Here is a 26,446-nt window from a genome sequence, read left to right as displayed (position 1 = left end):
GGGGGTTTGCCGGACCATGTTGAGGCGTAGCCGTGGCCGGTGATGGCCATGATTGCTTGGTCGGTGGCCATGATGTTGGGTTCGTGGTCGTTGCGTTGGGCTTGCCATGCGCCGACTTTCGTGAGGTTTTGTTGGCGGATGAGCCATTGTTTGACGGTTGTCATGTCTTCGCCGCGTTCTGCGAGTGCGCTGGCGAGCATGCCGGTGGAGTTGGCGGCGGAGTAGGTTTCCCAGTAGTCCCCGTCGTCGTGGGTTTTGGTGTTGAGTGCCCATTGGGTGGCGTGGTTGGCGGCTGTAGTGATTTTGGTGTTGTAGTTGTCTGGGATGAGGTGTGGGTTGTGTTGGAGGAGGGTTAGGTCTGATAGGGCGATACCGGTGTAGTCGGGGTCGCCGACGAAGGTCGTGGTGCCGTCGTGGTTCTTTTTGGTGTAGCCGAAAGCGCCGGCATCGGTGCCTCCAGTGCCCTGGGTGGACAACAGCTTGTCGATAATTGTTTTCGGTACTGGGCGGTTGGCTCGGGTTAGTGCGATGGTGATGAGGTGTGGGCCCCAGTACATGGTGACGCGGCGTTGCATGTTGGGGTTGGTGTCGTTGATGTAGCCGGCGAGTTTGATCCACAGGTTTCCGGTTTCCTTGCCGAGGAAGTAGGTGGGGTCGTCTCCGAGGATTTCGGCGGTCATGATGACTTTTGCCAGGCCGGCCGGGTTGTTTTCGATGTATTTCGGGCCGGTTTTTTTGAGGGCTGTGGTCATTTCTGTGACGGTGTCGGGGTGGGCATCGGAGCCGACCAGGGCGATGATGCCGTCAGCGATGCCGCCGGCTTGTCTGTAGTTCTTGGGGTCTTGTTTCCATTTGTTGGCGAGCCAGTCAGCGGCTTTTGCGACGTAGGTGCTGGTGGCGGCGGTGTCGTTGATCGATCCGGGCCACATGGCGCCTTTGACTGGGTTGGTTGGTGGGTTGAAGCAGTAGGGGGTGGAGCCGTCGTCGGTGGTGGTGAGGGGTGTGTGTGATGGGGTGGATGGTGGGTTGGCGAATGCTGATGTTGTGAATGGTGATGCGATGAGTGCACCGGCAGCGAGGCCGGCGATCCATCGAGTGAGTCTGAGCATGTGGCGGGTCTTCTTCCTGAGGCTGCGTTGCGGACAGGGAAGGCTCCCGGGTCGAACTCACCGCAGTCCTCGACGGTGTGTGATGTTCCTTCGACAACCCAGGTACTCCGACTCGGGGGTGGGCCCCTCACGGTTGCGGGTCAGTTCCGGTATCGCACCGAATTCCCCTGTGGCTGCGGTGCCAGCACCGCCCAAGGTGACGTGGATCGTCGGTCTTGGAGGGTACTGCCTGGCACAGAGTACACCTGTTAGGTGTCGGTTACCGGTCAGCACGGTGGCTAGAGCGGCGTCGTGGGAGTCTTGGTCGGTGGTGTCCCCGGCGGCGAGCTGGGCTTGGGTGCGGGCTTGGTCGTCGTAGGTGGGGGCGATTCTCATCGCGGAAGATGCCGATTGGGGTGTGCGCGGTCGGAGTCTATGGCGCGAGCCACGAAGGAGCATCCGGCACCCAGGGCCACGGCCAGGCTGGTGCGCGGCCATGGAGGAGTGCATATCGCAAGGTATTCATGCGGCACGGGAAGTCGATCAGCGTGGAACATCCTGGATCCACGAGGCTGGGTAACTGTCCGGATCCGCTCAAGGGTGCATGGGAATCACCAAGGGCTACACCGTCTGACGAGGCTTGATAAGCGAGATGAGGATTCCGAGAAGGCAAAGAACCCCGGACAATATCGCCGACATCACGTCCGCCCGATCCTTGATCGGCCATGACCACCAGGATGTGTAATTTTCCGTTCTCCCCAACAGAAAGCTTGTCAGAACCCAGATGATTGCAGGGGTGGATGACAATTTCTTGATGCCAATGGCGTTTGTGAGAAGGTTGAAGCCGGACAGCCCAACGATGTTGCGGGTGGAGACAATTCCGATGATCGATTGCGCGCCCAGGCTCTCCAACCAAGCGCTATGTGTCCTCTCAGCATTTTCGCAGTCGAGATCGATAATCTTCGAAAATCCTGGCTTGGTCCTGGATGGACAGCCGATCCATGGACTTCAGCCATTCGCGCGTCTCAGGAGAAAACTCCTGACCCGTCATCGCTATTCCCGAATGTTTCGTCAGTCAGGCGACGACGCGATCCTGAGTGTCGAGAACCCAGACTGCCACCTGATCTTTGTGGTCCTGACACGGGGCGATGGCCAATCCCGAGGCAACGGTCATAACCGCCTTCGACGGCGGCTCAGATACGGATATCGCAGATGTCGACCGCCACATGGTTTCGTGGGTTGATTCCTGCGCACCTTGCCTGTATTCCTTGGGGACGTGCTCTCCACGCTGTGTCTGCTTTCCGGGCCACGGGGCCCAACAGCTCGAGATCGTGAGATTCCCACGCGCACACCACGGGATCACTATCTCTCAGACAGATCTGTGGTCCGGTTCGGGGGCGGGCAGCGGACCTATGCCTTTGGCCGTGTGAAAGCCGATGAACGCCGTCGCAACCAATCCAATAATCAGGGTCACGGTGATACGTGCATGATGATTCCGTCTTCCTGCAATGAGGGCCAGGGTTGACACGATGAGGATCCCACCTGCCATCGTCATTCCAGCTGTGAGGACTCGAGGATTCAACATCTCACCTACGTGCAGCAGCCCATGTAGTAGCCAAAAAGATATCGCAGCTTCATGACCGATACGGCTGGCCCATACAAGACGAGGATGAAGGGCAGGAGAAAGGCCGTTGGTGCTGACAGTGCCAGCGGCCACGATGCCCCAATGGCAGCACCGAAGACGCCCCATGCGAGCATCCAAACGGCACCGATGGCCGACATTTCCATGATCTGGTTTCCAGATCCTGACGCCAGAACAGAAATGCCTACGGCCACGGTCGATGGGAGAACGGCGATGGCCCACCATGGAAGGATGATTCGCAGTCGAGACCTCCCGGTCGGTGTGGTGAGGATGTGACCTTCGGTGAACCTCCGAAGTTCCAGGCAAGCTCCCAGAGCCACGGGTCCAACGATCATCATGAAGGCGTAGAGCACGCTCGCAGATCGCTCGATGTCTGACGGTGAAGGAGGATTTCCCAACGCTCCGTAACACCATATGAGAATCATGACAGGTAAAAGGCGAACGCCATAGGATCGTCTTTACGAGATTTAGCCAAATATCCCTATGGAAGGTGTGGGTGTGGGGTACGATTCATGAGTCGGCCCCGGAGGAGTCGTCCCGCGATGGTGTGTTTGACTTCTCCGGGATGCGTGCCTTGCTCAGGTGTTTCGTTCCCGCACCTGCCACGTATCCGTACCGAGGAGCAGGCGTTGGAGTCTCTTGTCGCGATCCTGCGGTGTGGTGGTGTCCCCGGCGGCGAGCTGGGCTTGGGTGCGGGCTTGGTCGTCGTAGGTGGGACGCTCGACGTCGCGGAAGATTCCGACCGGAGTCTGGCTGACGATGACGCCGTCATCCAGGTGAGCAAGCTCGAAGGCCAGCGACGGGTCAGCACGGTGGGAGTCGTGGACGAGGATGTGGTCCATGCCGACTTCGGTGATGTCTGCGACCGTCAACTCGCCAGTGACGGGGTCGCGGACTACGCCGCGGGTACCGTCAGCGCCGACGAGGATCGGCTCGCCGTCGACCAGTCGGATGAGGTGCTGGTTGGCTTCGGGTCCTTTGTAGTTGTCGAAGGCGCCGTCGTTGAAGATGGGGCAGTTCTGGTACATCTCGACAAATGAGGTGCCGCGGTGTTTGGCGGCTGCTGTGAGCACTTGGGCGAGGTGTGCGCGGTCGGAGTCTATGGCGCGAGCCACGAAGGAACATCCGGCACCCAGGGCCACGGCCAGCGGGTTGAACGGGGTGTCGATGGAGCCCATCGGCGAGGATTTGGTGACCTTGCCGGCCTCCGAGGTGGGTGAGTACTGGCCCTTCGTCAGTCCGTAGATCCGGTTGTTGAACATGAGGATCGTCAGGTTGACGTTGCGCCGCATGGCGTGGATGAGGTGGTTGCCGCCGATGGAGAGGGCGTCACCGTCACCGGTGATGACGAACACGGCCAGGTCAGGGCGCGAGACTGCGACTCCTGTCGCGATGGCCGGTGCGCGGCCATGGATGGAGTGCATACCGTAGGTATTCATGTAATACGGGAAGCGCGAGGAGCAGCCGATGCCCGAGACGACGACGGCATTCTCCTTGGCAATGCCCAGATCCGGCAGGATGCCCTGGAAGGTGGACAGGATTGCGTAATCGCCACAGCCGGGGCACCAGCGCACCTCCTGGTCGGAGGCGAAGTCGCGACGTTTCAGTGACTCGATCGCCAGCGGCACACCGGCAAGTCCGGCGGGACGGTCCTCGGTGGTGATGTCAGTCATCTCAGGCCTCCTTGGTCTCGTCGTTGCAGTACTGGCACAGTTCCTCGCACAGGTCGGCCGGGGAGATCGGTAGCCCGCGCACCCGCGAGATCGTCTTGACGTCGACGAGATACCTCGAACGCAACAACATGGCGAACTGGCCGGTGTTCATCTCGGGGACGACGACCCGGCGGTAACGATGCAGTAGGTCGCCCAGGTCCTCGGGCAGCGGGTTGAGGTGACGCACGTGGGCCTGAGCGATGGACAGGCCACGAGCACGGACTCGACGCACCGCAGCGGTGATCGGACCGTAGGTGGAACCCCAACCCAGCACCAGGACGTCAGCGTCACCGGACGGATCGTCGACGACGGTCGGCGGAATGGTCCTGGCGATGCCCTTCACCTTGGCGGCACGGGTGGCGACCATGTCCTCGTGGTTGGACGGGTCGTAGGAGATGGCGCCAGTGCGGGCCGACTTCTCCAGACCGCCGATGCGATGCTCCAGACCCTTGGTGCCGGGCAGGGCCCACTGACGGGCGAGGGTCTGTGGATCGCGGTGGTACGGCATGAATCGCGGCGAGCCGTCGGCAGCGGTGGAGTTGGGCTCGGTGGCGAAGTTCGGGTCGATGCGCGGAATCTCAGCCAGATCCGGCACCTTCCACGGCTCTGCACCGTTGCCGAGGTAGCCGTCGGACAACATGATGACCGGAGTGCGGTAGGTCACAGCGATCCGACAGGCCTCCAGAGCGGTGTCAAAGCAGTCCGACGGGGACTTGGCCGCGAGCACCGGGACGGGGGACTCACCGTTGCGACCGAACATCGCCTGCAGCAGGTCAGCCTGCTCAGGCTTGGTCGGCATCCCGGTCGACGGGCCGGCACGCTGCACGTCGACGACCACGAGCGGCAGCTCGGTCATGACGGCCAGGCCGATGGCCTCGGACTTGAGGCTCATACCAGGTCCAGAGGTCGTCGTCACACCCAGGGAACCGGAGAACGAGGCGCCGATCGCAGAGCTGACGCCCGCGATCTCGTCCTCGGCCTGGAACGTGACGACGTTGTGGGACTTGCGCTTGGACAGCTCGTGCAGGATGTCGGAGGCCGGGGTGATGGGGTATGAGCCCAGGAAGAGCTGCAGCCCGGCCCGATTGGCACCAGTGATGAGGCCATAGGCGGTGGCGAGGTTTCCTGTGATCTGACGATAGGTGCCTTCGGGCATCGGGGCCGGTGCCACCTCGTAGCGGACCCGGAACAGCTCGCAGGTCTCACCATAGGCATGTCCGGCCTTGAGGGCGGCGATGTTTGCGTCACGGATCTCCGGTTTGGAGGCGAACTTGCCGACCAGGAACTTCTCCGAGGGGCCGAGCGGGCGTCCGTAGAGCCAGGTCAGCAGACCCAGGGCGAACATGTTCTTGGCTCGTTCGGAGTTCTTGCGACCGAGATCAAACGGTTCGACGGCGGCCACGGCCAGACCGGTGAGGTCCAGCTCGACGACCTGGTAGGACTCCAGGGTGCCGTCGTTGCGTGGGTCCTCGGCGTACCCGACCTTCTTCAAGTTCTTCGCGGTGAACTCGGCGGAGTCGAGGATGATGAGGCCGCCGCGGTGAAGATCGTCGAGGTTGGCGGCCAGGGCAGCCGGGTTCATGGCCACCAGGACGTCGGGCTGGTCACCCGGGGTGGCGATGTCGTAATTGGCGAAATGCACCTGGAAGCTCGAGACCCCCGGGACGGTGCCTTGGGGAGCACGAATCTCAGCGGGGAAGTTCGGTAGGGTCGAGATGTCATTGCCGTGGATGGCGGACTCAGCGGTGAAGCGGTCACCGGTCAACTGCATGCCGTCGCCGGAATCGCCGGCAAATCGAATGACGACTCGGTCGAGGGACTGGACCTCTCGCTCGTCAGTGGTGTGATGTGCCGTGTCGGTGGAAGGCACTCTGACCTCTTTTCTCGTCGCGGGACTCCGGTGGGGACGTGTCACGTGGTGACGAATGGTCGTACCCGCGAGGCGCGTCCGGATGCTTCGGAACCGGCTCCCAACGCTACCATCGCGCCTCTGCTCATCGAACTTGGCCGTCGTCAGGGTTGAGCGCCTCCCCACAGCGCGGATTTCCCTGGACGATGTCGTCGCTACGATGGCCCGGTGGAGTTCATCGACTGGTTTGCCGACGGGTCCGTGTACGTCGTCGACCTCGCCATGGCCTGTTGTGGGGTCGAGAGCGGGGTGGCGGTGCCGGTTGCGGCTCCCACACGTCAGGACGCCCCCTCAGGGTCGCTGGTCGTCGCGGTGGTGTCGGGAACCATCTCGACGGTGTTGGCGCCCGTGGTCCGCTCGACCATTGAAACCTTGCGTGAGGACCATCCGGTCGACGTCGTGGCCTTCGGTGCCTGTGCCTGTGCTGGTGGCCCCTACTGGGATTCATCGGGAGTCGTTGACGGGCTGCCCGCCATCGGTGTCGAGGCCGATCACTGGATTCCCGGTTGTCCGCCGAGCCCGGACGCCCTCACCAGTTTCCTGTCCTCCTCCCGGGAGGCAGCATGACCTCCGTTGATGTCGCTGCTGACACATGGCACGACGCCGTGGCCGAGGCGATCGCCACCCACCCGTGGCTGGCCCATCTGACGGCCATCGACGGTGCCGGCGAACGTGGCCAGGACCCCGACATCATCGTCGTCTGTCGATGCGAGGACCATGGCGGGGAGGACGTCACCGTGTCGACCCGTGTGCCTCGCGATGGCGGAAGTCTCGACTCCGTCGTCGACATCGTGGCCGGAGCCGCTTGGTACCAGCGGGAGATTCACGACTTCTTCGGGGTGACATTCGTCGGCTCAGGGGCTGACGATCGCGCCCTCCTCATTCACGACGCGCCCATACCGCCGCTGCGCAAGGAGGTCGTGCTGGCGCAACGAGCCGAGACGACTTGGCCCGGTGTGGCCGACCCGTCCACCTCCAAGTCGGCGAGCCGACGCCGTGCCCTGCCAGCCGGCGTTCCCGACCCCGACACCTGGCGGCGTATCAAGGATGGCGAGGACATTTCCGATGTCGAGGTCGTCGAGGCCATGTCGGGACGACGTCCACGATCGCGCGCCGGACGAGACGCCGGAGCCACACGAGCCGCACGAGGACACGCCACGCGCGAACAGAGCCCCCGGGAACGGACCACACGGAGGAGGCGGGTATGAGGCATTCCGCCATCGCTCTCGATGTTGACGCCTGCACCTCCTGCGTCATCTGCGCCCGCGCATGTCCGGCCTGGTGCATCACCATTGACGCCCACAATGAATCCGTTCCCGACTCGGACGTCCGCCGTCCCCGAACCGTCGCCGTCCTCGACGAGTTCACCATCGACTGGGGACTGTGCATGTACTGCGGGATGTGCATCGAGTCGTGTCCCTTTGACGCCCTGGCATGGAGTGACGAGCGGGTACCGGACTCGACGACGCGAACAGGCCTCGTCAGCGCGTGGGGATCGGATGGTGACCGGTGAAGCAGCCGGTGGGCTGGCGTCGACGCATCCAAGTCAAGTGGTTTGCCTATCTGCGCGCCTGGCGGTCCCGGTCGGTCCTGGAGGGACTGGGCGGGACGATTCTCATCACCGCTGGATCCCTGACCCCGGCGTATCTACCACTGAACTCACCGTGGTGGTCCCGTCTCGACGAGGCCGGTCTGCGTGGCTCGACCTGGCGCATCGTCGGGACCCTCCTTGTCCTCGTCGGCGTCGGTTTGTTGGTGGACTCCTGGCTTCGCTTGCGTCCGGGCCGTGAACCCCGTGGCCTCGCTGCCGAGCCACTTCCCACACATGTGCGTCGGTACTTCAAGCATCGTCCGGGGATCCGTGCCGGGCTGCACCCGTGGGCCGTCCTCGGCGTGTGGGGCTTGCCCTTTCTGCTCGCCCCACCCATCTTCAGCCACGACGCCTACTCCTACGCGGCCCAGGGATGGTTGCTGGAGAACGGCATCAGCCCGTATGAGGGGTACCCGGGGCTGTTGCCCGGTGCCTTCGCCGACCAGGTGGCCCAGGAGTGGCGGTACACCAAGACCCCGTACGGCCCTCTGGCCTTGGCTGTGCAGCACCTGATCGTCCATCTCACCGCTGACAATCCCTACTGGTCCGCGGTGTTCATGCGAATTCCAGCCCTTCTCGGCGTCATCGCCATCGGCCTGTTGATGTCGCGGGTGGCGCGCAGGGTCGGTCGTGACCCGCACTTTGCCGCCTGGTTCTCCACCCTCAACCCGATCCTCGTCGTCGACTTCATCGGAGGCGCCCACAATGACTCCCTCATGATGGGGCTGGTCGTCATGGGGCTGTGGTTGGCATGCATGACGAGCTGGTCGTGGCTCGTCGGGGCGCTCCTCGTCGGGGTGGCGGCGGCCATCAAGCAGCCGGCGTTCATGGTCGCTGTCGCGCTGCCGTTCATTCGTCATCCCATGGAGTCGTGGCATCCCCCTCACCTCGTCCCAGCGGTGGGGCGCATGGTGGGATCGCTCGCCGTGTCCGTGGCCGTGTTCGCGGGTATCTCGTGGGCATCCGGTTTGGGATTCGGGTGGTATCACGCCGTCGACGTCCCGGGCATGGTGCTGACGGTTTCGCCATTCACCCTCGTCGGTATGGGGGTGCGCATGATTCTGGGGCTCTTCGGGGCTCACCAAGCGGCGGCCGCTGTCATCCCCATCACCCAGGCGATCGGCGTACTGGTCGGAGCCGCGCTCCTGGTCGTCATGGCGATTCGGCTGCTGCCCCGCAAGCCGCTGTCCTTCCTGGCTCTGGGATTCCTGGTCGTTGCACTGAGCGCCCCGGCCCTGCACTCGTGGTACGTGCTGTGGGGGGCGCTGTTGTTGCCGTTGATCGACGAAGCTGCCCGATATGTGCGTCCGGCAGTATGGACCACCGTCATCCTGCTGTCCTTCGACGCCGTCAACCTGTCGTGGCGCAACAGTGCGGTGGCCCTTGGGGTCGCTCTGGTCCTGGTGCTCGCCGCTCGACTGGTCTGGCATGAGCGCAGCCTGGGACAAGGATGGACGCACAAGGATGTCCACGTCCCGCATCGGCACACACCTCACGAAGAATCATGACCGGTACTCTGCTGCCACGTCCGTGACCATTGCGGCTGAGAGTTCCCGGACCTACCGCAAGGCGACCTGGAATCTCCACGAGTGGTCTGACGACCCCGTCGCACTTCAATGCTTGGTCACCAAGGTGGGTGTGTGGCCACCGTCTCATCGAGATCTCACCCTGGGGTACCGATGGGACCAGGTTCATGAGAAGGCCGGGGGCACTCGCGCTCGTCGCCTCCGACTTCATGGGCGACCGCATCAACGAGTTGCTCGGCCACCCCGCCGAAGATCCTCACGGCGACCAGCTCGGCGAACAGCACGGTACGCAGCAGCGACCGCGTCGTCGGCGAGGTCGGACAGGGCGTGGACATCATGGGTGGACATGATGAGTGCTCCTCCCCGGTTGGCAAGGTCGTGCAGAAGATGCACGATCGCCGCTTCGCTGCGGTTGTTGGCCCTGGTAGAGGGCTGCCAACACGCAATCACGGCACCGAGCTTGGTGATCGACTCGACTGCAGACCGTTGCTGGCAATGTTCCTCGCGACGGCCTGCAGCACGGTGAAGGTGGCAGGCTTGGGGTCATGGATGAGGTGAAGATCAGCGGTGGCGATGACGTGGCGATCACCTTGGATCGTCCCCGAGCCATCAATTCACTGTCCGGTGAGATGCTGGTGGCCATCGGCAAGGCCGTCGAAGACTCGCCGCGCAGCATTGACCTGTCAGGTGCGGGAGAGCGCGGCTACTGCTCCGGCGCCGACATTCGAGAGCTCAGGTCGCTGGCTTTGGAGGACCCCGAGGCCGCAGGCGACTGGCTGGATTTCGAGTACGACGTCGATGCGGCGATCGCTGCGGTCGATTCCGGAACCGCGCATCTGCACGGGATCTCCATGGGCGGTGGCCTGGGTCTGGCCCTTCGCCTCAAGCAGGTCGAGGCGCACGAGGATCTCGTCCTGGCGATGCCGGAGACGGGAATTGGTCTGTGGCCCGACGTCGGCGTGTCGTTCGAGCTGTCGCGCGCCCCGCGCCTGGTTGGGCGTCACCTGGCCATGACGGGAGCCGCGATTGATGCAGCGTCAGCGCTGTGGGCCGGCCTGGTGGACGAGGTCGTTGGCACTGACGGCAACGCTGTCGACGTCGATCCGGCCACATGCCAGCTCGCCCACGACGCGGTGTGGATTCAGGAGTGCTACAACACCGATGACCCGGTCGAGGTGTGCCGTCGTCTGGCCGATCGCCCGGAGGATGCCGCACGTAGGGCCGCCGAGCACATCGCCACACGCTGCCCGCTGTCGGTGGCCGTCGCGCTGGCCGCCGTCATCAAGGCCGAGGGGGCGTCAGGTTTCGCCGAGGTCCTGGAGACCGACCGTGCCCTGGGACGCTCCTTCATGCGCAACTCGGACTTCTGTGAAGGGGTGCGGGCCCAGCTGGTCGACAAGGACCGCGACCCACATTGGTCTCACCAGAGTGTGGCGGATGTCCGCGCGCGTCGTGTCGAGGAGATGTTCGACCCGTCCTGACTCATAGGTCATAGTCGACGACCACGGCCGCGTGGTCGGAGGTGCGTTCGGAATAAGAGGGGTCCCGGTCGATCTCGGCCATGACAGCCTTCTTCGCCAGCTCCGGTGAGGCCAGGTGATAGTCGATACGCCATCCGGTGTCATTGACGAAGGCCTTGCCGCGCCAGCTCCACCAGGAGTAGGGGCCGTCGACATCAGGGTGCTGGGCGCGCACGACGTCGACGAGGGTGTCAGGGGAGAGGATGGTGTCGAACCACTGCCTCTCCTCTGGCAGGAATCCCTCGTTGCGCTGGTTGGACTTCCAGTTCTTGAGGTCGGCGTTCTCGTGAGCGATGTTGAAGTCACCCATGACGAGGAAATGACGCCCCAGGGTCGCGCACTCCTGGCGATGGGTCGCCAGGTGTTCACGGAATCCGGTCAGAAACGTCATCTTGCGGTCCTGTTTCGCCATGGACTTCTCGTCCTTGGGGTCCGGAGTGGCTCCTTTGGGCAGGTACAGGCAGGCGACGGTGAGGGGTACGTCGGCGAGATCCACCTCGATGTATCGCCCTTCGTCAGTGAAGGGAACCAGTTCAACCGGTAGTCCGTCGGTGTTTCCGGGGCGAACCTCGTCGAGATTGGGTGCCTCCCCGGGGGCCATGAAGAGGTGGGTTCCCCACGACCTCACCTCGGCCGGTGCGGTGCGGGTGAGCAGGGCGACGCCGTTACGTCCGGCCAGTGAACCCGGCGCCCAGGAGACGTGGGCGTCACCGAATGCCCCCTCCGGGAGATCCGCGGGACGGCAGCGCACCTCCTGCAGGCCGATGACGTCGCAGTCACGGGCCTCCATCCAGTTGGAGAATCCTCGTTTCAGGGCAGCTCGGATGCCGTTGACGTTGAAGCTGGCGATGCGCATGGACAGAGTCTGTCACAGGGAGATGACGCAGCGACGTGACGACGGCTCCGGCATCACTCGTAGAGGTACCTGACGAAGGCTTTTCCCTCCTCTCGGGCGATGTCATGGAGTCCACACGACTCGTAAAAGGAGACGATTCCCGGGACGTCGTCGCAGAGCAGGACGATCTGTCGCAGACTCGAGTAGTGCTCCATCATCGACATCAGCAGGTGTCGGCCAATCCCCTGTCGCTGCCATGTCGGATGAACCAGTAGATCCTGGATGAGGGCAACCTGGACGCCGTCGGAAATGGCCCGCGAGAAGCCGATGAGCTGTCCGTCGATCCTGGCGCATCGCAGCTGGTCGACTCGGTCGAGCAACCCCTCCATCTTGTACGGATGGGCGGTGTAGGCCGTCCAGCCAACCGAGGTGTACAGGGTCATCAATTCGTCGAGATGAGGGTGCTGATGGTCATAGGAGATGCCGGACACGGTGGCATCGTAACAACCTGTCTCGTGGGTGGGGGAAGCCTCACTGCAAGGCCACGTGCAGCGATCTCGGTTGGTCTGCCCGTCTCATTGACAGGCCGGATTGGTCACGGTGACGGCATGCCTGCTAGTATTTTCGATCGCTGGCTCGTGCCAGCACGGCAGGTTGCCCGAGTGGCCAAAGGGAGCGGTCTGTAAAACCGTCGGTTCGCCTACGTTGGTTCGAATCCAACACCTGCCACACAACCCCCGGGTCGGATGGATTCGGGGGTTGGTTTCGCCAAGGCTGGATACGTGACCGAATCGTTCGGCTGGGAAAGCAATTGAGGCGGAACGATCCGACCAAAAATGGTTTCCCACGAGGGATGTCACCCCGGCGGTCAGGGGAATCGTGTTTTGATTTGCCAACGATCGGAAGCTCGTGTAGTTTTCTCATTCGTTGCCCCTATAGCTCAGTAGGCAGAGCGTCTCCATGGTAAGGAGAAGGTCAGCAGTTCGATTCTGCTTGGGGGCTCTGGGTGTGAATCGGTTCCACTTACCCGGTGGGCTGGGCCCGAATGGGTGCCGAGGATCACATGGCGGGGTAGCTCAGGGGTAGAGCAAGCGGCTCATAATCGCTGTGTCGCGGGTTCGATTCCCGCCTCCGCTACCAAACAAACCGGGGAAACTCGGGAGCGCACACTCCACACGGCTCGAAAGTAGGAAAGATGGCCAAGAAGTCCGGCGACGTTCGCCCGAAGATCACGCTCGCCTGCACCGAGTGCAAGGAGCGCAACTACATCACCAAGAAGAACCGCCGTAACAATCCTGATCGCATGGAGATGGCGAAGTTCTGCCCGCGCTGCCACAAGCACACCGCGCATCGCGAGACGCGCTGACGTCGGGTCGTCAAGCCACGAACCTTTGACGAGGGGTCACCTGGGGGTGGCCCCTCGCTGATGTGTTCGTTGTCAAGCATTCTGGGTCGTCGGAGGTCTGGGATAGCCTGAATGACATGCCGATCAGTCCTGATGACGTCGGGCGCACGTATCCGACGACAGACCCCTACCTCGTTACTGCGGAGAAGATCCGGGAGCTTGCCACCGCGCTGGGCGACACGGCTCCGGCCTACCAGGGTGATGACCCCATTGCCCCGCCCACATTCGCCATGGTCCTGGCGTCCCGGGCATGGGAGCCATTGTTCGACGACGAACAGCTTGACCTCCGGCTGGAGCACATGATCCACACCGATCAGTCCTTCAACTGGATCCGTCCGCTTCACAAGGGCGACGAGGTCACCTCGACGCTGAAGATCACCTCGGTTCGTATCCGGGGCAACACCGACATCGTCGGCATCGACGTCTCCTTGGACCACGTCAACGGCGAACACCTCGGCAATGCCACCTCGACCCTGTGGCACACCCGTCCGGAGGCGAGTGCATGAGCGTGCAGCTGACGGAAGGCCAGACATTCGGGCCGCGCACCATTGACGTCACCCGGACCACCTTGGTCCGTTACGCCGGTGCGTCAGGGGACTTCAATCCGATCCACCACAGCGACCGTGCTGCCCGCGAGGCCGGCATGGAAGGCGTCATCGCCCACGGCATGTGGACGATGGGGGCGGCCCTGGGTGCCGTCATCGAGTGGGTCGGGGGGCCTGAACGGGTGCTGTCCCAGCGAGCTCGCTTCACCCGCCCGGTGCTCGTCCCCGACACCAAGGGGGGCGCCTCCATCGAGGTGGCCGCCACGGTTCGAAAGGTTGTCGATGACACCGCGACCCTGGGTGTCGACGTCAAGTGCGACGGACAGTCCGTTCTTGGACGAGTTGAGGTCGTCGTCAAGCAGGAGGAGCAGTGAGCACCACTGTCATCGGCCCCTATGAGGACGACGACCCCACCGAGGCATGCAGCACCATCCACCACGAGGCGATCGGCGCGACGACCACACTCACAGGAGGGGACGACGTCCCGCTCGCCCCGCTCACGACGTTCAACGTGGGTGGTCCGGCCCGTCACCTCGTCATTGCCACGACCAGTGACGAGCTCCTGCACACCGTCCGCGACTGCGATCGACGCGGTGAACCCTGCCTTGTGCTCGGCGGTGGCTCCAACGTCCTCGTCGGCGACGACGGATTCGACGGCACTGTCGTGCGCGTCGCGACCTCGGGACTGTCCGCCGAGGTGTCCTCGTGCGGCGGTGCCCTGGTAACGGTTGCCGCCGGTCAGGTCTGGGACGATTTCGTCGTCCACGCCATCGAGCAGGAGTGGATCGGCCCGGAGTTCCTCTCCGGCATACCCGGCCTTGTCGGTTCGACGCCCATCCAGAATGTCGGTGCCTATGGCGTCGAAGTCAGCGAGTTCATCGCCCGGGTTCGTACCTGGGACCGTCGCGATGACACCCAGCGCACCTTCACCGCGGATCAGTGCGGCTTCGGTTACCGGTCCAGCCGGTTCAAGGCCGAACCAGACCGATATGTCGTCCTGGACATCACCATGCAGTTCAACCTCGGTACCCGGTCGCTGCCGGTACGCTACGCCGAGTTGGCGCGTCGCCTGGGGGTCGAGCCGGGGGAGAGGGTCGCCACCTCCAAGGTGCGCGAGACGGTCCTGGAGGTGCGCGGGGGCAAGGGTATGGTCCTCAACCCTGATGACCACGACACCTGGAGTGCGGGGTCCTTCTTCACCAACCCTGTGGTGGCTCCCGACAAGGTTCCGGAGGCTGCACCCTCCTTTCCCCAGCCTGATGGTCGTGTGAAGACCAGTGCCGCATGGCTCATCGACCACGCCGGATACGGCAAGGGGTTCAGGGTGGCCGAGAACTCCCCGGCCAGCCTGTCGACCAAGCACGTGCTGGCCCTGACCAACCGTGGCAACGCCAGCTGCGACGATCTCACTGCTCTGGCACGCACCCTCATCGAGGGGGTTCGCGACGCGTACGGCATCACATTGGTGCCTGAACCGCGCCTCGTCGGGTGCGTCATCTGAGGTCGATACAACTCATCCAGCCCGATGACCCTCCAACCTCGCAGTGGCCGAGTTTGGAGGGTCGCCTGTTGTCGTGGTGGGTCCAAGGGTCAGAATTGGCCTATGACGACCTCGCTGACTGACTTGTCCCCCGATGACCTGTCCGCCCTGCACGAGCAGCTGAGCGGCGAGTATGCCGAGCTCGTCGCCCGTGGTGCCTGTCTCAACATCACCCGCGGCAAACCTTCCCCGGCACAGCTTGACCTCAACGCGGACCTGCTGACGATGGATGTTCCCTCCCACGCCGAGGACGGCCAGGATGTCCGCAACTACGGAGGCAGCCGCGGACTCCCTGAGATACGTCGCATCTTCGGCGAACTGTTGGGGGTCGACGTCGACCACATCATCGCCGCCGACAACTCCAGCCTGTCGATCATGCACGATCTCGCGATGTTCGCCTTCGTCCATGGCATCGCGAGTGAGGAACCGTGGTTCGGCCAGAACGTGAGGTTCATCGCCCCGGTCCCGGGCTACGACCGCCACTTCGCCATCTGCGAGCACCTCGGAATCGAGATGATTCCGGTGGAACTGGGGGAGCACGGCCCCGACGTCGACGAGGTGGCCACGCTGGCCGCCGACCCGTCCGTCAAGGGCATGTGGGTGGTACCGATGTACGCCAACCCGAACGGCGTCGTCTATGACGAGCAGACCGTTCGTGCTCTGGTGTCCATGCCTGCCGCCCCCGACTTCCGTATCTGGTGGGACAACGCCTATGCCCTGCACCACCTGACCGACGCCGAACGTCCACCGCTGCCGGTGCTGCAGTGGGCTGAGGAAGCTGGTAACCCTGATCGCGTGTTCGAGTTCGCCTCGACCTCCAAAATCACCTTTGCCGGCGACGGCATCTCCTTCCTGGCCTCCTCGAAGGCCAACCTGGACTGGTACCTGGGGCACGCCGGGATCCGCTCGATCGGCCCTGACAAGGTCAATCAGCTGCGTCATGCGAAGTACTTGGGTGACGCCGAGGGTGTTCGCAGGCTCATGCGCGCCCACCGCGAGATTCTCGCCCCGAAGTTCGCCCTCGTCGACGAGATCCTCACCAACCGTCTCGGCGGTCGTGAGGTCGCCACGTGGACTCATCCGGCCGGCGGGTACTTCATCACCCTTGACGTCATGGATGGTACGGCTTCTCGCGTGGTGTCCCTGGCCAAGGAAGCTGGTATCGCTCTCACCCCAGCCGGGGCGTCACATCCCCTCCACGATGACCCGCACGATCGCACCATCCGTCTGGCACCGTCCTTCCCTGGCATGGACGAGCTGCGTGAGGCCATGGAAGGCGTCTCGACCTGCGTCCTGCTGGCAGCCGCTGAGAAGCTCCTCGCCAACTGAGAGGCCATTCTGCAATCTTGCGAAACCCCCTTATGATGGCCCCGCACACTCTTGGTAGGTGTGTGGGGCCATTGGCGTTGCGTATCCTGAAGGCCAACTGGTTCGCTGAATGTCAGCAGGAGGGGGCATACCCATGGCTCACGACGACGGACTCAATCTGTTCAACGACCCGGACGACTTCGAGGGCGAGAATGGCAATGCCCCTGATGCCAGTGCCGCGCCTCGTCGTGGACTCCCCGCCGAGGATGCTGAGCCGACTGCCGGACGGCGCGGTTATGACCCAGGCGAAGAGGACGCCACCGTCGACGAGCTCTTCGAGGAGCGCTCCGACGATGATGCCGGGGGCCGTGCGGCTTCGGCAACCGAGGCCAAGCGCAAGCGTCGTTGGCCGAAGGTCTTCCTCGCCATCGTCCTGGCGTTGCTGCTCGCCGTCGTCGGCATCATCGCCTACTACCTGCGGTCGATCAATGCCGGCATGAACAACCTCAACCGGGCTCCGGTGGCCGTGCAGGGCACCCGTCCGCCCTCGGTCGAGACCGGTGCGCGGACGTTCGTCCTCGTGGGCTCAGACTCCCGCGGCTGGGATCGTGGCCGTTCCGACACCCTCATGGTTGCCTATCTTCCCGCCAATCGCGAGAAGCTGTACCTCGTCAGCTTCCTGCGTGACATGTGGGTGACGATCCCGGCCAATGACGTCGTCAAGAAGGATTCCAAGGCCAAGATCAACGCTGCCTACTCGTGGGGTGGGGTGCCTCTGACGATCAAGGTGTTGGAGGAGCTGACGAACGTCAAGATGGACCACGGCGTCGTCATCGACTTCAATGGGTTCAAACAGCTCAGCAGGGACCTCGGCGGCATCCAGGTCTACAACTCGCAGGAATTTGACAGCCTCGGTCACCACTTCGACAAGGGCAGCGTCACCCTTGAGGGCGACGCGGCCTTTGCCTACGTCCACGAACGCAAGAGTCTCACACATGGTGACGTGGACCGTGCAGCGAACGAGCGCGCCGTCCTCACCGCGATGATCGACAAGATCTTTTCGATGGACACGCTGACGAACCCGAAGAAGTTCTCCCAGGTGGTCTCCGACGTCGGCTCGACGATGACGGTCGACGATGCGCTCACCAACAAGGAGGTGCGCAAGCTGGCCACCAGCCTCAAGTTCGACTCCGGGGCTGGCATCGTCTCCGTGCAGGCCCCGATCAAGGGTTACGGCAAGTCAAAGGACGGGCAGCAGTACGACATCGTCGACGAGGCTGGTATGCAGGAGTTGGCGCAAGCGATGCGGACTGACACCATGGACCAGTACGCGGCCAAGCATCCTGCGTGATGGATGGTTGCCAGGGAGTGCCGGAAAGGGCCTGCGAGTCTGATTCGACGTGAGACCGGATTCTCTCCTATACTCCCTGTGCTGGCGTTACCACCCAGGCAGCGCCGAAGGGCACTAGCTCAATTGGCAGAGCAGCGGTCTCCAAAACCGCAGGTTGGGGGTTCAAGTCCCTCGTGCCCTGCGAGACGCATGTGCGGGGCGTATCCCTGGTGCGCAGCCGTGGCGAAATCCTGATCCACGGCACCAACCGTCAGACAGGACCCGAAGGAACAGCGTGACCGACGAGAAGCGAAACCCCAGTGGCGGAGAAGATCCTTCCGTCGAGGGCGAGCTGTCCTTGAGGGGAGAGGATCTCGCATCCCGCAACCTTCCGGAGACTGAGGAGTACGACGTCGTTGATCCCGAGGCCGAGGAGTTGACGACTCCTGACGATGTCGTCGACAAGACTCCTGACAAGGCCGACCCCGAAGACATGGTCGTTGACGATCCTGAGCAGCTCGAGGAAGCTGAGAAGGTTGCCGCCTCCGCTCGGTCCAGCCGCCCTGTCCGCAAGAAGGACGCCGTCGGGAGGCCCGCCCGTCATGGCAAGCCGGTGCGCAAGGGCGTCAGGAAGGCTGACGACGCCGATGAGGAGCCCGTGTCCGCTTCTGCCGCCAAGTCCGCTGGCTCCGAGCCGAAGCGCGAGTTGACCAAGGCTCCGGTCCGCAAGCAGAGCAGCAAGCAGAAGCCTGCCGAGCAGGGCAGCAAGCGTACTGGCCCGGTGACCTTCACCAGGCAGTCGGTTGCTGAGCTGCGCAAGGTCAAGTGGCCCACCGGTGACGAGCTGGGTCAGTACTTCCTCGTCGTTCTCGTCTTCGTTCTGCTCATCATCGCTTACGTCAGTGGCCTGGACGTCCTCTTCGGATGGATCATCATCAAACTTTTTGGCAACTGACGATCACATTGGAGAATTGACCTGTGACTGACAGCCCCCATTTCAGCGAGAACGACGACGTCGAGATCAACCTCGACGCGTTGACCCCCGACGAGACCGAGAAGAAGGACGACGAGGTCGAGATCGACCTCGGAGACCTCGGCGAGGAGGACTCCGCCAAGGAGCCCGAGATCAACCTCGACTTCGGTGACGACAAGGCCGAGGACACCTCGGACGACGACATCGCCCGTAACCTCGGTATCGGCCAGGCGGCCGACGACCAGGACGAGCCCGACGAGGACGAGTTGGCCAGCGCCGGCAACCAGGATGCCGTTGACGCCGCCATCGAGGAACTGCGCGACGAGCTGTCCTCGAAGTTCGGTGAGTGGTACGTGCTGCACACCTACTCCGGCATGGAGAACAAGGTGAAGCAGAACCTTGACGCTCGCGTGCAGAACTTCAACATGGAGGACTACATCTTCGAGACGGTCGTTCCCACCGAGGAGGTCGTTGAGATTCGTAACGGCACGCGCCGGACGATCACCAGGGTGTACCTGCCCGGGTATGTGCTGGTGCGCATGGACCTGACCGACGACTCGTGGGGCATCGTGCGCCACACCCCGTCGGTGACCGGGTTCGTCGGTCAGTCGGCCACCCCGATCCCGCTGACCTTCGACGAGGTCGTCAAGATGCTGACGCCGTCGGTTGTCGCCAAGGTCGCCCATGACAACGCCGACAAGGCTCCCTCGCCCAAGGCCAGGCCGAAGGTCGAGGTTGCCGATTACGAGGTCGGCGAGTCGGTGCAGATCACCGATGGTCCCTTCGCCGGCGTTCCGGCTCAGATCACCGAGATCAACACCAACAACCAGCGCGTCAAGGCCTTGGTCGAGATCCTCGGACGTTCCACCCCGGTGGACCTGGAGTTCAACCAGATCGAAAAAATCTGACCCAACATTGTGTCTGATCCTCATTTTGGACGCACCGGCCGAGTCGCTTAGACTGGGTCGGTGCGTCTGTCTCCGGACGCTCGTCACGCCCGGACTCGCACTGACGGCATCAACCGGTGCCGTCACCACCGAAAGAAGGACCCATCAATGCCTGCTAAGAAGAAGGTAGCGGCTCTCGTCAAGGTCGCTCTCCAGGCTGGACAGGCCACCCCGGCCCCGCCAGTCGGCACCGCTCTTGGTCCCCATGGTGTCAACATCATGGAGTTCTGCAAGGCCTACAACGCTCAGACCGAGGGACAGCGCGGAAACGTCGTCCCGGTCGAGATCACCATCTACGAGGACCGCACCTTCAGCTTCGTCCTCAAGACCCCGCCTGCTGCCGAGCTCATCAAGAAGGCTGCCGGAATCAAGAAGGGCACCGAGAACCCGCTGACCCACAAGGTCGGCAGGATCACCAAGGATCAGGTCCGCGAGATCGCCGAGACCAAGATGCCTGACCTCAATGCCAACGATGTCGAGGCCGCCATGAAGATCGTGGCCGGCACTGCCCGCTCCATGGGCGTCGATGTCGAGGCCTGAGACCCACAACCCACAGACAGTTTTTGTGGAGGGGCACGCGCTGCCCTCACCACACCTGGTGAAAGGAACCAGATATGAAGCGCAGCAAGGCATACCGCGCAGCCGCCGAGAAGGTGAACGTCGACCAGCTCTACTCCCCGGAGGAGGCTCTGAGCCTGGTGTCATCGGGCGCATCGGCCAAGTTCGACGAGACCGTCGATGTGGCTGTTCGTCTCGGCGTCGACCCCAAGAAGGCTGACCAGCTGGTCCGCGGTACCGTCAACCTTCCCAACGGCACTGGCAAGACGGCACGGGTCCTCGTCTTCGCCACCGGTGAGAAGGCCGAGGCCGCCCGCGCCGCGGGCGCCGATGAGGTCGGTGACGACGACCTCATCGCCAAGGTTCAGGGCGGATACCTGGACTTCGACTCCGTGGTCGCCACCCCGGACATGATGGGCAAGGTCGGTCGTCTGGGCCGCGTCCTCGGTCCCCGTGGCCTGATGCCGAACCCCAAGACCGGCACCGTCACCATGGACGTCGCCAAGGCCGTCGCCGACATCAAGGGCGGCAAGATCGAGTTCCGCACCGATCGCTACGCCAACCTCCACTTCCTCATCGGAAAGGTGTCCTTCGGGCCGGACAAGCTGACTGAGAACTACTACGCCGCTCTCGACGAGATCCTGCGTCTCAAGCCGAACGCCGCCAAGGGTCGTTACCTGCGCAAGGTGACCGTCTCCTCGACGATGGGTCCGGGCGTGCAGATTGATCCTGCCTCCGTTCGCGTCGCTGAGTGACCAACGTACTCACGCAACGGCCCCCCGTAGCGCTCTGGTGCTACGGGGGCCGTTGCGTGAGTCAGCAGTGGCGCTCCCGCCCAATTTGGTTCACCGTCCTCGGTCGGTTATGCTTTTGTCGTTGCCGTAGACCGCTGGTCGGAATTTCCGCCAAGCATCCGGAGCGATGGATGGCCCGCGCAGGTGAACGTCGAGATGACCTTGTTGCCCCGTCGTGCGCCTGTGCACCGGGGTTTTTCTGTTTGTCCTCCCTACGGCTTCGACGTTGGCAGTTCATCTGCCAGTGTGACGTACGAGAAGTGGGAAGGAGACCCAATGGCTAGGCCTGACAAGGTCGCCGCGGTCGCTGAGCTGAAGGAGAAGTTCTCCTCGGCCGACGCCACCGTGCTGACCGAGTACCGCGGTCTCTCCGTGTCGGCGCTCAAGGATCTGCGCCGTTCACTGGGGAGTGACGCCACCTACGCCGTTGCGAAGAACACCCTCACCCGCATCGCCGCCAAGGAGGCGGGTATCGAGGGACTCGACGACCAGCTCGTCGGCCCCACCGCCCTCGCCTTCATCAACGGTGACGTGGCCTCCGTGGCCAAGGGTCTGAAGAACTTCGCAAAGGACAACCCGCTCCTGGTCATCAAGGGCGGCGTGATGGACGGCAACGTCCTCGACGCCGACCAGGTCAAGAAGCTTGCCGATCTCGAGTCCCGTGAGGTCCTCCTCGCCAAGCTCGCCGGTGGCCTCAAGGCCAACCTCACGAAGGCCGCTGTGGTCTTCAACGCCCTGCCGTCCAAGGCCGCCCGCGGCCTCGGCGCCCTGCAGGAGAAGGCTGCTGCTGATCCGTCCGTGATCGGTGGAGCTGGAGAGGCTTCCGACCAGGAGCCCAAGACAACCGAGACCCCTGAGGCGTCCGCCGCCCAGGACAACACCAACGAGTGAAAGGACGCCCATCATGGCGAAGCTCAGCAACGAAGAGCTCCTTGACGCTTTCAAGGAGATGACCCTCATCGAGCTCTCCGAGTTCGTGAAGCAGTTCGAGGAGACCTTCGACGTCTCCGCTGCCGCCCCCGTGGCTGTCGCCGCTGCTGCCGGTGCTCCGGCTGCCGGTGGCGAGGCCGTTGCCGCTGAGGACGAGAAGGACGAGTTCGACGTCATCCTCGAGTCGGCCGGCGACAAGAAGATCCAGGTCATCAAGGAGGTCCGTGGCCTCACCAGCCTGGGTCTGAAGGACGCCAAGGACCTCGTCGAGGGCGCTCCGAAGCCCGTCCTCGAGAAGGCCAAGAAGGAAGACGCCGAGAAGGCCAAGGAGGCTCTCGAGGCCGCCGGCGCCACCGTCACCCTCAAGTGACAGTCCTCGCGTAGCGACTGTTCCAACAGGCCGAAGACCTGCGTCACCCATGGGTGACGCAGGTCTTCGGCGTTGTGGGGGGAGTGGCAGACGTGTCCACCGACCCCTGAACGAGGCCGTTTGGCGAGTCGGGTTGCGTCCGTGGCCGCTATCGGGCACAGTTTGGATGCGCTACTGACGCCGATTTGCATGACCCGTCAACGTTGACATATAGTTTTTCCTTGCACCATAGCCAGCGATCGCCCATGCTTGACATGGGCGGTTTGTCATGCCCCCAGGCCGGCCGACGGGTCGGTTGTAGGAGTTCTCGGAAGGACCGCACATTGGCCGCCACGCGCACTGCGTCGAAGAACACCAACGCCATTTCGCCCCAGTCGGGACGAATCTCATTCGCCAAGATTCACGAGCCGTTGGAGGTTCCCAACCTTCTCGACCTGCAGGTTGAGTCGTTCAACTGGCTCGTTGGCAACGAGATATGGCAGTCCCATGTGGACGCCGCCCTAGCAGAGGGGCGAACCGACACCAACACCAAGTCCGGCCTCGAGGAGATCTTCGAGGAGATCTCCCCGATCGAGGACTACTCCCAGACGATGTCCCTGTCTTTCCGCGACCACCGTTTCGAGGATCCCAAGCACAGCGTTGATGAGTGCAAGGATCGGGATGCCACCTATGCGGCCCCGCTGTTCGTGACCGCGGAGTTCATGAACAACGAGACCGAGGAGATCAAGTCCCAGACGGTCTTCATCGGTGATTTCCCGCTCATGACCTCGAAGGGCACCTTCATCATCAACGGCACCGAGCGTGTCGTCGTCTCCCAGCTCGTGCGTTCCCCGGGCGTCTACTTCGAGAAGTCCGCGGACAAGACTTCCGACAAGGACATCTTCACCTGCAAGGTGATCCCGTCGCGTGGCGCCTGGCTCGAGTTCGAGATCGACAAGCGTGACACCGTCGGCGTCCGTCTGGACCGCAAGCGCAAGCAGAATGTCACCGTCTTCCTCAAGGCCCTCGGCTGGACCGCTGATCGTATCCTTGAGGAGTTCGGCGACCACGAGTCGATCCGTCAGACCCTCGAGAAGGATCACGGTGTCGAAACCCAGGACCAGGCCCTCCTGGACATCTACAAGAAGCTGCGTCCTGGTGAGCCGCCGTCGCGCGACGCCGCCCAGCAGTTGCTGGAGAACTACTACTTCAACCCGAAGCGATACGACTTGGCCAAGGTCGGTCGCTACAAGATCAACAAGAAGCTCGGCCTGTCGTTGCCGTTCGACCAGCAGGTGCTGACGATCGACGACATCGTCGCCACCATTCACTTCGTGTGCGCCCTGCACGAGGGTACCGAGACCCTGCCGCGCGAGGGACGCGATGACATCGTCGTCGAGCCCGACGACATCGACCACTTCGGCAACCGTCGTCTGCGCACCGTCGGCGAGCTCATCCAGAACCAGCTCCGTACCGGCCTCGGCCGTATGGAGCGCGTCGTGCGTGATCGCATGACCACCCAGGACATTGAGGCCATCACCCCGCAGACCCTGATCAACATCCGTCCGGTGACGGCCGCGATCAAGGAGTTCTTCGGAACCTCCCAGCTGTCGCAGTTCATGGATCAGAACAACCCGCTGGCTGAGATGACCCACAAGCGCCGTCTGTCGGCCCTGGGCCCCGGTGGTCTGTCCCGTGACCGCGCCGGCATGGAGGTTCGAGACGTTCACCCGTCGCACTACGGTCGTATGTGCCCGATCGAGACCCCTGAGGGTCCGAACATCGGTCTCATTGGTTCGCTGGCCTCCTTCGCCCGCGTCAATGCTTTCGGCTTCATCGAGACCCCGTACCGCAAGGTCATCAACGGTCAGGTCACCGACGAGGTCGTCTATCTGACCGCTGACGAGGAGGATCGTCACGTCATCGCCCAGGCCAACGCCAAGGTCGACGACAAGGGCCACTTCGTCAACGACCGCGTCCTGGTGCGTCAACGTCACGGCGAGGCCGATGAGGTCCCGAACTCCGAGGTCGACTACATGGACGTCTCCCCGCGCCAGATGGTGTCGGTGGCGTCGGCCCTCATCCCGTTCCTTGAGCACGACGATGCGTCCCGAGCCCTCATGGGCGCCAACATGCAGCGTCAGGCCGTGCCGCTGGTGCGCACCGAGGCTCCGTTCGTCGGAACCGGTATGGAGTACCGCTGTGCGGTTGACGTCGGCGACGTCACCCTCGCCGAGAAGGCCGGTTCGGTCCTGTCGGTGAGCGCTGACCTCATCGACATCGCCTGTGACGACGGCACCTACCAGACCTACAAGCTGGAGAAGTTCCGCCGCTCCAACGCCGGTACTTGCATCAACCAGCGTCCGCTGGTCAAGGTGGGCCAGCGCGTTGAGGTCGGTACCCCGCTGGCTGACGGCCCATCCACCGACAAGGGCGAATTGGCGCTGGGCCGCAACATGCTCGCTGCCTTCATGCCGTGGCAGGGCCTCAACTACGAGGACGCCATCATCTTGTCCCAGCGCATCGTTTCCGACGACGTCCTCACCTCGATCCACATCGAGGAGCACGAGGTCGACGCCCGCGACACCAAGCTGGGTGCCGAGGAGCTCACCCGGGACATCCCGAATGTCTCGGAGGACATGCTGGCGAACCTGGACGAGAACGGCATCGTGCGCATCGGCGCCGAGGTCGGCACCGGCGACATCCTGGTCGGCAAGGTCACACCGAAGGGCGAGACTGAGCTGACTCCTGAGGAGCGTCTGTTGCGCGCCATCTTCGGTGAGAAGGCCCGCGAGGTCCGCGACACCTCCCTCAAGGTTCCCCACGGCGAGGAGGGCACCGTCATCGGCGTGCGCGTCTTCGATGCCGAGAACGGTGACGAGCTGGCCCCCGGCGTCAACCAGATGGTTCGCGTCTACGTCGCTCAGAAGCGCAAGATCTCCATCGGTGACAAGCTGGCCGGACGCCACGGCAACAAGGGCGTCATCTCGAAGATCCTGCCCGTCGAGGACATGCCGTTCCTGCCTGACGGCACCCCGGTTGACATCATCCTCAACCCCCTGGGTGTGCCATCGCGAATGAACGTCGGTCAGGTGCTCGAGATGCACCTGGGCTGGATCGCTCACTCCGGCTGGGACATCACCCAGGCCGAGGGTGACTGGGCCGAACGTCTGCGCGAGGTCGGCCTCATCGACGTCCCCGAGGAGTCGCGTCTGGCCACCCCGGTATTCGACGGCGCCACCGAGGAGGAGATCACCGGTCTGCTGCAGTACGGTCATCCGACTCGTGACGGCGACATGCTCGTCGACGTCGACGGCAAGGCCACCCTCTTCGACGGCCGTACCGGAGAGCCCTTCCCGTCCAAGGTGGGTGTCGGCTACATGTACATGCTCAAGCTGCACCACCTGGTCGACGACAAGATCCACGCTCGTTCCACCGGGCCGTACTCGATGATCACCCAGCAGCCCCTTGGCGGTAAGGCTCAGTTCGGTGGTCAGCGATTCGGCGAGATGGAGGTGTGGGCCATGGAGGCCTACGGTGCCGCCTGGGCGCTGCAGGAGCTGCTCACCATCAAGTCCGATGACGTTCCGGGCCGTGTCAAGGTCTATGAGGCGATCGTCAAGGGCGAGAACATCCCTGAGCCGGGTATCCCCGAGTCGTTCAAGGTGCTCGTCAAGGAGATGAAGTCGCTCTGTCTGAACGTGGAGGTGCTCAACTCGGAGGGCCAGGAGATCGACCTGCGCACTTCCGATGATGACACCCGGTCCGGTCTGGGCATCGACATCGGGCGTCGTCCCGGCGCCGACAACGCCATGGCCGACTGACCTGCCCACTGAGCCGGGACGACGATGCTGTCCCGGCCCCCTGAACACAGTCCGCTTGACGGGGGTGGGGACGGGCCCGGACAACCCGCCCCACACAGACACCCCGACTGGAACCCCTCC

The 26,446-nt window shown here is 63.4% G+C and carries 24 protein-coding genes, 4 tRNA genes, 3 pseudogenes and 1 riboswitch; of the genes and pseudogenes, 22 read left to right on the top strand and 9 right to left on the bottom strand.

What is annotated here, in order from left to right:
• The 6 genes and pseudogenes from ACSJJT_RS08945 to ACSJJT_RS08920 all read right to left on the bottom strand — a co-directional run.
• A partial coding sequence (locus ACSJJT_RS08945) for a prenyltransferase/squalene oxidase repeat-containing protein (RefSeq protein ID WP_435917962.1) occupies nt 1-1,109 on the bottom strand: 1,109 nt, incomplete at its 3' end.
• Nucleotides 1,110-1,189: 80 nt separating this feature from the next.
• Nucleotides 1,190-1,323: riboswitch (cobalamin riboswitch) on the bottom strand.
• 181 nt (nt 1,324-1,504) lie between these two features.
• A pseudogene (locus ACSJJT_RS08940) lies at nt 1,505-1,582 on the bottom strand (2-oxoglutarate synthase); the annotation flags it as partial.
• A gap of 127 nt (nt 1,583-1,709) precedes the next feature.
• A pseudogene (locus ACSJJT_RS08935) lies at nt 1,710-1,973 on the bottom strand (hypothetical protein); the annotation flags it as partial.
• Nucleotides 1,974-2,019: 46 nt separating this feature from the next.
• Nucleotides 2,020-3,155: pseudogene (locus ACSJJT_RS08930) on the bottom strand (hypothetical protein).
• Nucleotides 3,156-3,308: 153 nt separating this feature from the next.
• The gene (locus ACSJJT_RS08925; RefSeq protein WP_435917961.1) at nt 3,309-4,403 is read right to left on the bottom strand and encodes a 2-oxoacid:ferredoxin oxidoreductase subunit beta; all 1,095 of its coding nucleotides are present in this window, start codon (nt 4,401-4,403) and stop codon (nt 3,309-3,311) included.
• Between the two features lies 1 nt (nt 4,404).
• The gene (locus ACSJJT_RS08920) at nt 4,405-6,357 is read right to left on the bottom strand and encodes a 2-oxoacid:acceptor oxidoreductase subunit alpha (protein ID WP_435917960.1); all 1,953 of its coding nucleotides are present in this window, start codon (nt 6,355-6,357) and stop codon (nt 4,405-4,407) included.
• Nucleotides 6,358-6,519: 162 nt separating this feature from the next.
• Here ACSJJT_RS08920 and ACSJJT_RS08915 point away from each other — a divergent pair, with 162 nt between their 5' ends.
• Genes ACSJJT_RS08915 through mptB form a run of 4 tightly spaced genes read left to right on the top strand, consistent with a single transcriptional unit; the run spans nt 6,520 to nt 9,450 of the window.
• Nucleotides 6,520-6,918, top strand: coding sequence for an NADH-quinone oxidoreductase subunit B family protein (locus ACSJJT_RS08915; RefSeq protein WP_435917959.1), 399 nt, complete (start codon nt 6,520-6,522; stop codon nt 6,916-6,918).
• A complete protein-coding gene (locus ACSJJT_RS08910; RefSeq protein WP_435917958.1) occupies nt 6,915-7,559 on the top strand; it encodes an NADH-quinone oxidoreductase subunit C in 645 nt (214 codons plus the stop codon). Before ACSJJT_RS08915 ends, ACSJJT_RS08910 begins: the two co-directional genes overlap by 4 nt.
• Complete coding sequence (locus tag ACSJJT_RS08905) at nt 7,556-7,864, top strand: 4Fe-4S binding protein (protein ID WP_435917957.1); 309 nt, start codon at nt 7,556-7,558, stop codon at nt 7,862-7,864. The genes ACSJJT_RS08910 and ACSJJT_RS08905 overlap by 4 nt, the downstream gene beginning before the upstream one ends.
• A complete protein-coding gene (mptB, locus tag ACSJJT_RS08900) occupies nt 7,861-9,450 on the top strand; it encodes a polyprenol phosphomannose-dependent alpha 1,6 mannosyltransferase MptB (protein WP_435917956.1) in 1,590 nt (529 codons plus the stop codon). Before ACSJJT_RS08905 ends, mptB begins: the two co-directional genes overlap by 4 nt.
• A gap of 155 nt (nt 9,451-9,605) precedes the next feature.
• Here mptB and ACSJJT_RS08895 read toward each other — a convergent pair whose 3' ends face one another.
• On the bottom strand, nt 9,606-9,806 hold the full coding sequence (locus ACSJJT_RS08895) for a hypothetical protein (RefSeq protein ID WP_435917955.1): 201 nt from the start codon (nt 9,804-9,806) through the stop codon (nt 9,606-9,608).
• A 207-nt stretch (nt 9,807-10,013) separates the two neighbouring features.
• Here ACSJJT_RS08895 and ACSJJT_RS08890 point away from each other — a divergent pair, with 207 nt between their 5' ends.
• On the top strand, nt 10,014-10,949 hold the full coding sequence (locus ACSJJT_RS08890; RefSeq protein ID WP_435917954.1) for an enoyl-CoA hydratase/isomerase family protein: 936 nt from the start codon (nt 10,014-10,016) through the stop codon (nt 10,947-10,949).
• A 1-nt stretch (nt 10,950) separates the two neighbouring features.
• Here ACSJJT_RS08890 and ACSJJT_RS08885 read toward each other — a convergent pair whose 3' ends face one another.
• Nucleotides 10,951-11,844: an exodeoxyribonuclease III gene (locus ACSJJT_RS08885; RefSeq protein WP_435917953.1), complete on the bottom strand. Its 894-nt coding sequence runs from the start codon at nt 11,842-11,844 to the stop codon at nt 10,951-10,953.
• A gap of 53 nt (nt 11,845-11,897) precedes the next feature.
• Complete coding sequence (locus ACSJJT_RS08880; protein WP_435917952.1) at nt 11,898-12,314, bottom strand: GNAT family N-acetyltransferase; 417 nt, start codon at nt 12,312-12,314, stop codon at nt 11,898-11,900.
• Between the two features lie 157 nt (nt 12,315-12,471).
• On the opposite strand from ACSJJT_RS08880, the gene ACSJJT_RS08875 reads away from it, so the two are divergent.
• The 17 genes from ACSJJT_RS08875 (at nt 12,472) to rpoB (ending at nt 26,326) form a co-directional block, all read left to right on the top strand.
• A tRNA-Tyr gene (locus tag ACSJJT_RS08875) sits at nt 12,472-12,552 on the top strand.
• Between the two features lie 200 nt (nt 12,553-12,752).
• Nucleotides 12,753-12,825 (top strand) — tRNA-Thr (locus ACSJJT_RS08870).
• Between the two features lie 63 nt (nt 12,826-12,888).
• Nucleotides 12,889-12,963: transfer RNA gene (locus tag ACSJJT_RS08865), tRNA-Met, on the top strand.
• 55 nt (nt 12,964-13,018) lie between these two features.
• Nucleotides 13,019-13,189, top strand: coding sequence for a 50S ribosomal protein L33 (rpmG, locus tag ACSJJT_RS08860; protein ID WP_004809087.1), 171 nt, complete (start codon nt 13,019-13,021; stop codon nt 13,187-13,189).
• A gap of 116 nt (nt 13,190-13,305) precedes the next feature.
• Entirely contained in the window at nt 13,306-13,734 is a 429-nt protein-coding gene (locus ACSJJT_RS08855; RefSeq protein WP_435917951.1) for an FAS1-like dehydratase domain-containing protein, read from the top strand.
• Nucleotides 13,731-14,147, top strand: a complete 417-nt coding sequence (locus ACSJJT_RS08850; protein WP_435917950.1) for a MaoC family dehydratase — start codon at nt 13,731-13,733, stop codon at nt 14,145-14,147. The genes ACSJJT_RS08855 and ACSJJT_RS08850 overlap by 4 nt, the downstream gene beginning before the upstream one ends.
• On the top strand, nt 14,144-15,274 hold the full coding sequence (locus tag ACSJJT_RS08845; protein ID WP_435917949.1) for a UDP-N-acetylmuramate dehydrogenase: 1,131 nt from the start codon (nt 14,144-14,146) through the stop codon (nt 15,272-15,274). The genes ACSJJT_RS08850 and ACSJJT_RS08845 overlap by 4 nt, the downstream gene beginning before the upstream one ends.
• Before the next feature lie 102 nt (nt 15,275-15,376).
• Nucleotides 15,377-16,642, top strand: a complete 1,266-nt coding sequence (locus ACSJJT_RS08840; RefSeq protein WP_435917948.1) for an aspartate aminotransferase type Ic — start codon at nt 15,377-15,379, stop codon at nt 16,640-16,642.
• A 133-nt stretch (nt 16,643-16,775) separates the two neighbouring features.
• Nucleotides 16,776-17,972 (top strand): LCP family protein, encoded by a 1,197-nt coding sequence (locus ACSJJT_RS08835; RefSeq protein WP_435917947.1) that lies wholly within the window; start codon nt 16,776-16,778, stop codon nt 17,970-17,972.
• Between the two features lie 108 nt (nt 17,973-18,080).
• Nucleotides 18,081-18,153 (top strand) — tRNA-Trp (locus ACSJJT_RS08830).
• A gap of 93 nt (nt 18,154-18,246) precedes the next feature.
• Complete coding sequence (gene secE / locus ACSJJT_RS08825) at nt 18,247-18,906, top strand: preprotein translocase subunit SecE (protein WP_435917946.1); 660 nt, start codon at nt 18,247-18,249, stop codon at nt 18,904-18,906.
• A 23-nt stretch (nt 18,907-18,929) separates the two neighbouring features.
• Nucleotides 18,930-19,832, top strand: a complete 903-nt coding sequence (gene nusG / locus ACSJJT_RS08820) for a transcription termination/antitermination protein NusG (RefSeq protein ID WP_435917945.1) — start codon at nt 18,930-18,932, stop codon at nt 19,830-19,832.
• Nucleotides 19,833-19,979: 147 nt separating this feature from the next.
• Nucleotides 19,980-20,411: a 50S ribosomal protein L11 gene (gene rplK, locus ACSJJT_RS08815; protein ID WP_435917944.1), complete on the top strand. Its 432-nt coding sequence runs from the start codon at nt 19,980-19,982 to the stop codon at nt 20,409-20,411.
• A 74-nt stretch (nt 20,412-20,485) separates the two neighbouring features.
• Nucleotides 20,486-21,184 (top strand): 50S ribosomal protein L1, encoded by a 699-nt coding sequence (gene rplA / locus ACSJJT_RS08810; protein ID WP_435917943.1) that lies wholly within the window; start codon nt 20,486-20,488, stop codon nt 21,182-21,184.
• Between the two features lie 315 nt (nt 21,185-21,499).
• Nucleotides 21,500-22,114, top strand: a complete 615-nt coding sequence (gene rplJ, locus ACSJJT_RS08805; RefSeq protein ID WP_003866501.1) for a 50S ribosomal protein L10 — start codon at nt 21,500-21,502, stop codon at nt 22,112-22,114.
• Nucleotides 22,115-22,127: 13 nt separating this feature from the next.
• On the top strand, nt 22,128-22,523 hold the full coding sequence (rplL, locus tag ACSJJT_RS08800) for a 50S ribosomal protein L7/L12 (RefSeq protein ID WP_435917942.1): 396 nt from the start codon (nt 22,128-22,130) through the stop codon (nt 22,521-22,523).
• A 323-nt stretch (nt 22,524-22,846) separates the two neighbouring features.
• Nucleotides 22,847-26,326 (top strand): DNA-directed RNA polymerase subunit beta, encoded by a 3,480-nt coding sequence (gene rpoB / locus ACSJJT_RS08795; RefSeq protein WP_435917941.1) that lies wholly within the window; start codon nt 22,847-22,849, stop codon nt 26,324-26,326.
• The last annotated feature ends 120 nt before the right edge of the window (nt 26,327-26,446 follow it).

This window comes from Cutibacterium nasicola (assembly GCF_051303185.1).
Classification (GTDB): domain Bacteria; phylum Actinomycetota; class Actinomycetes; order Propionibacteriales; family Propionibacteriaceae; genus Cutibacterium.
This window is presented reverse-complemented; position numbering and strand designations above follow the sequence as displayed.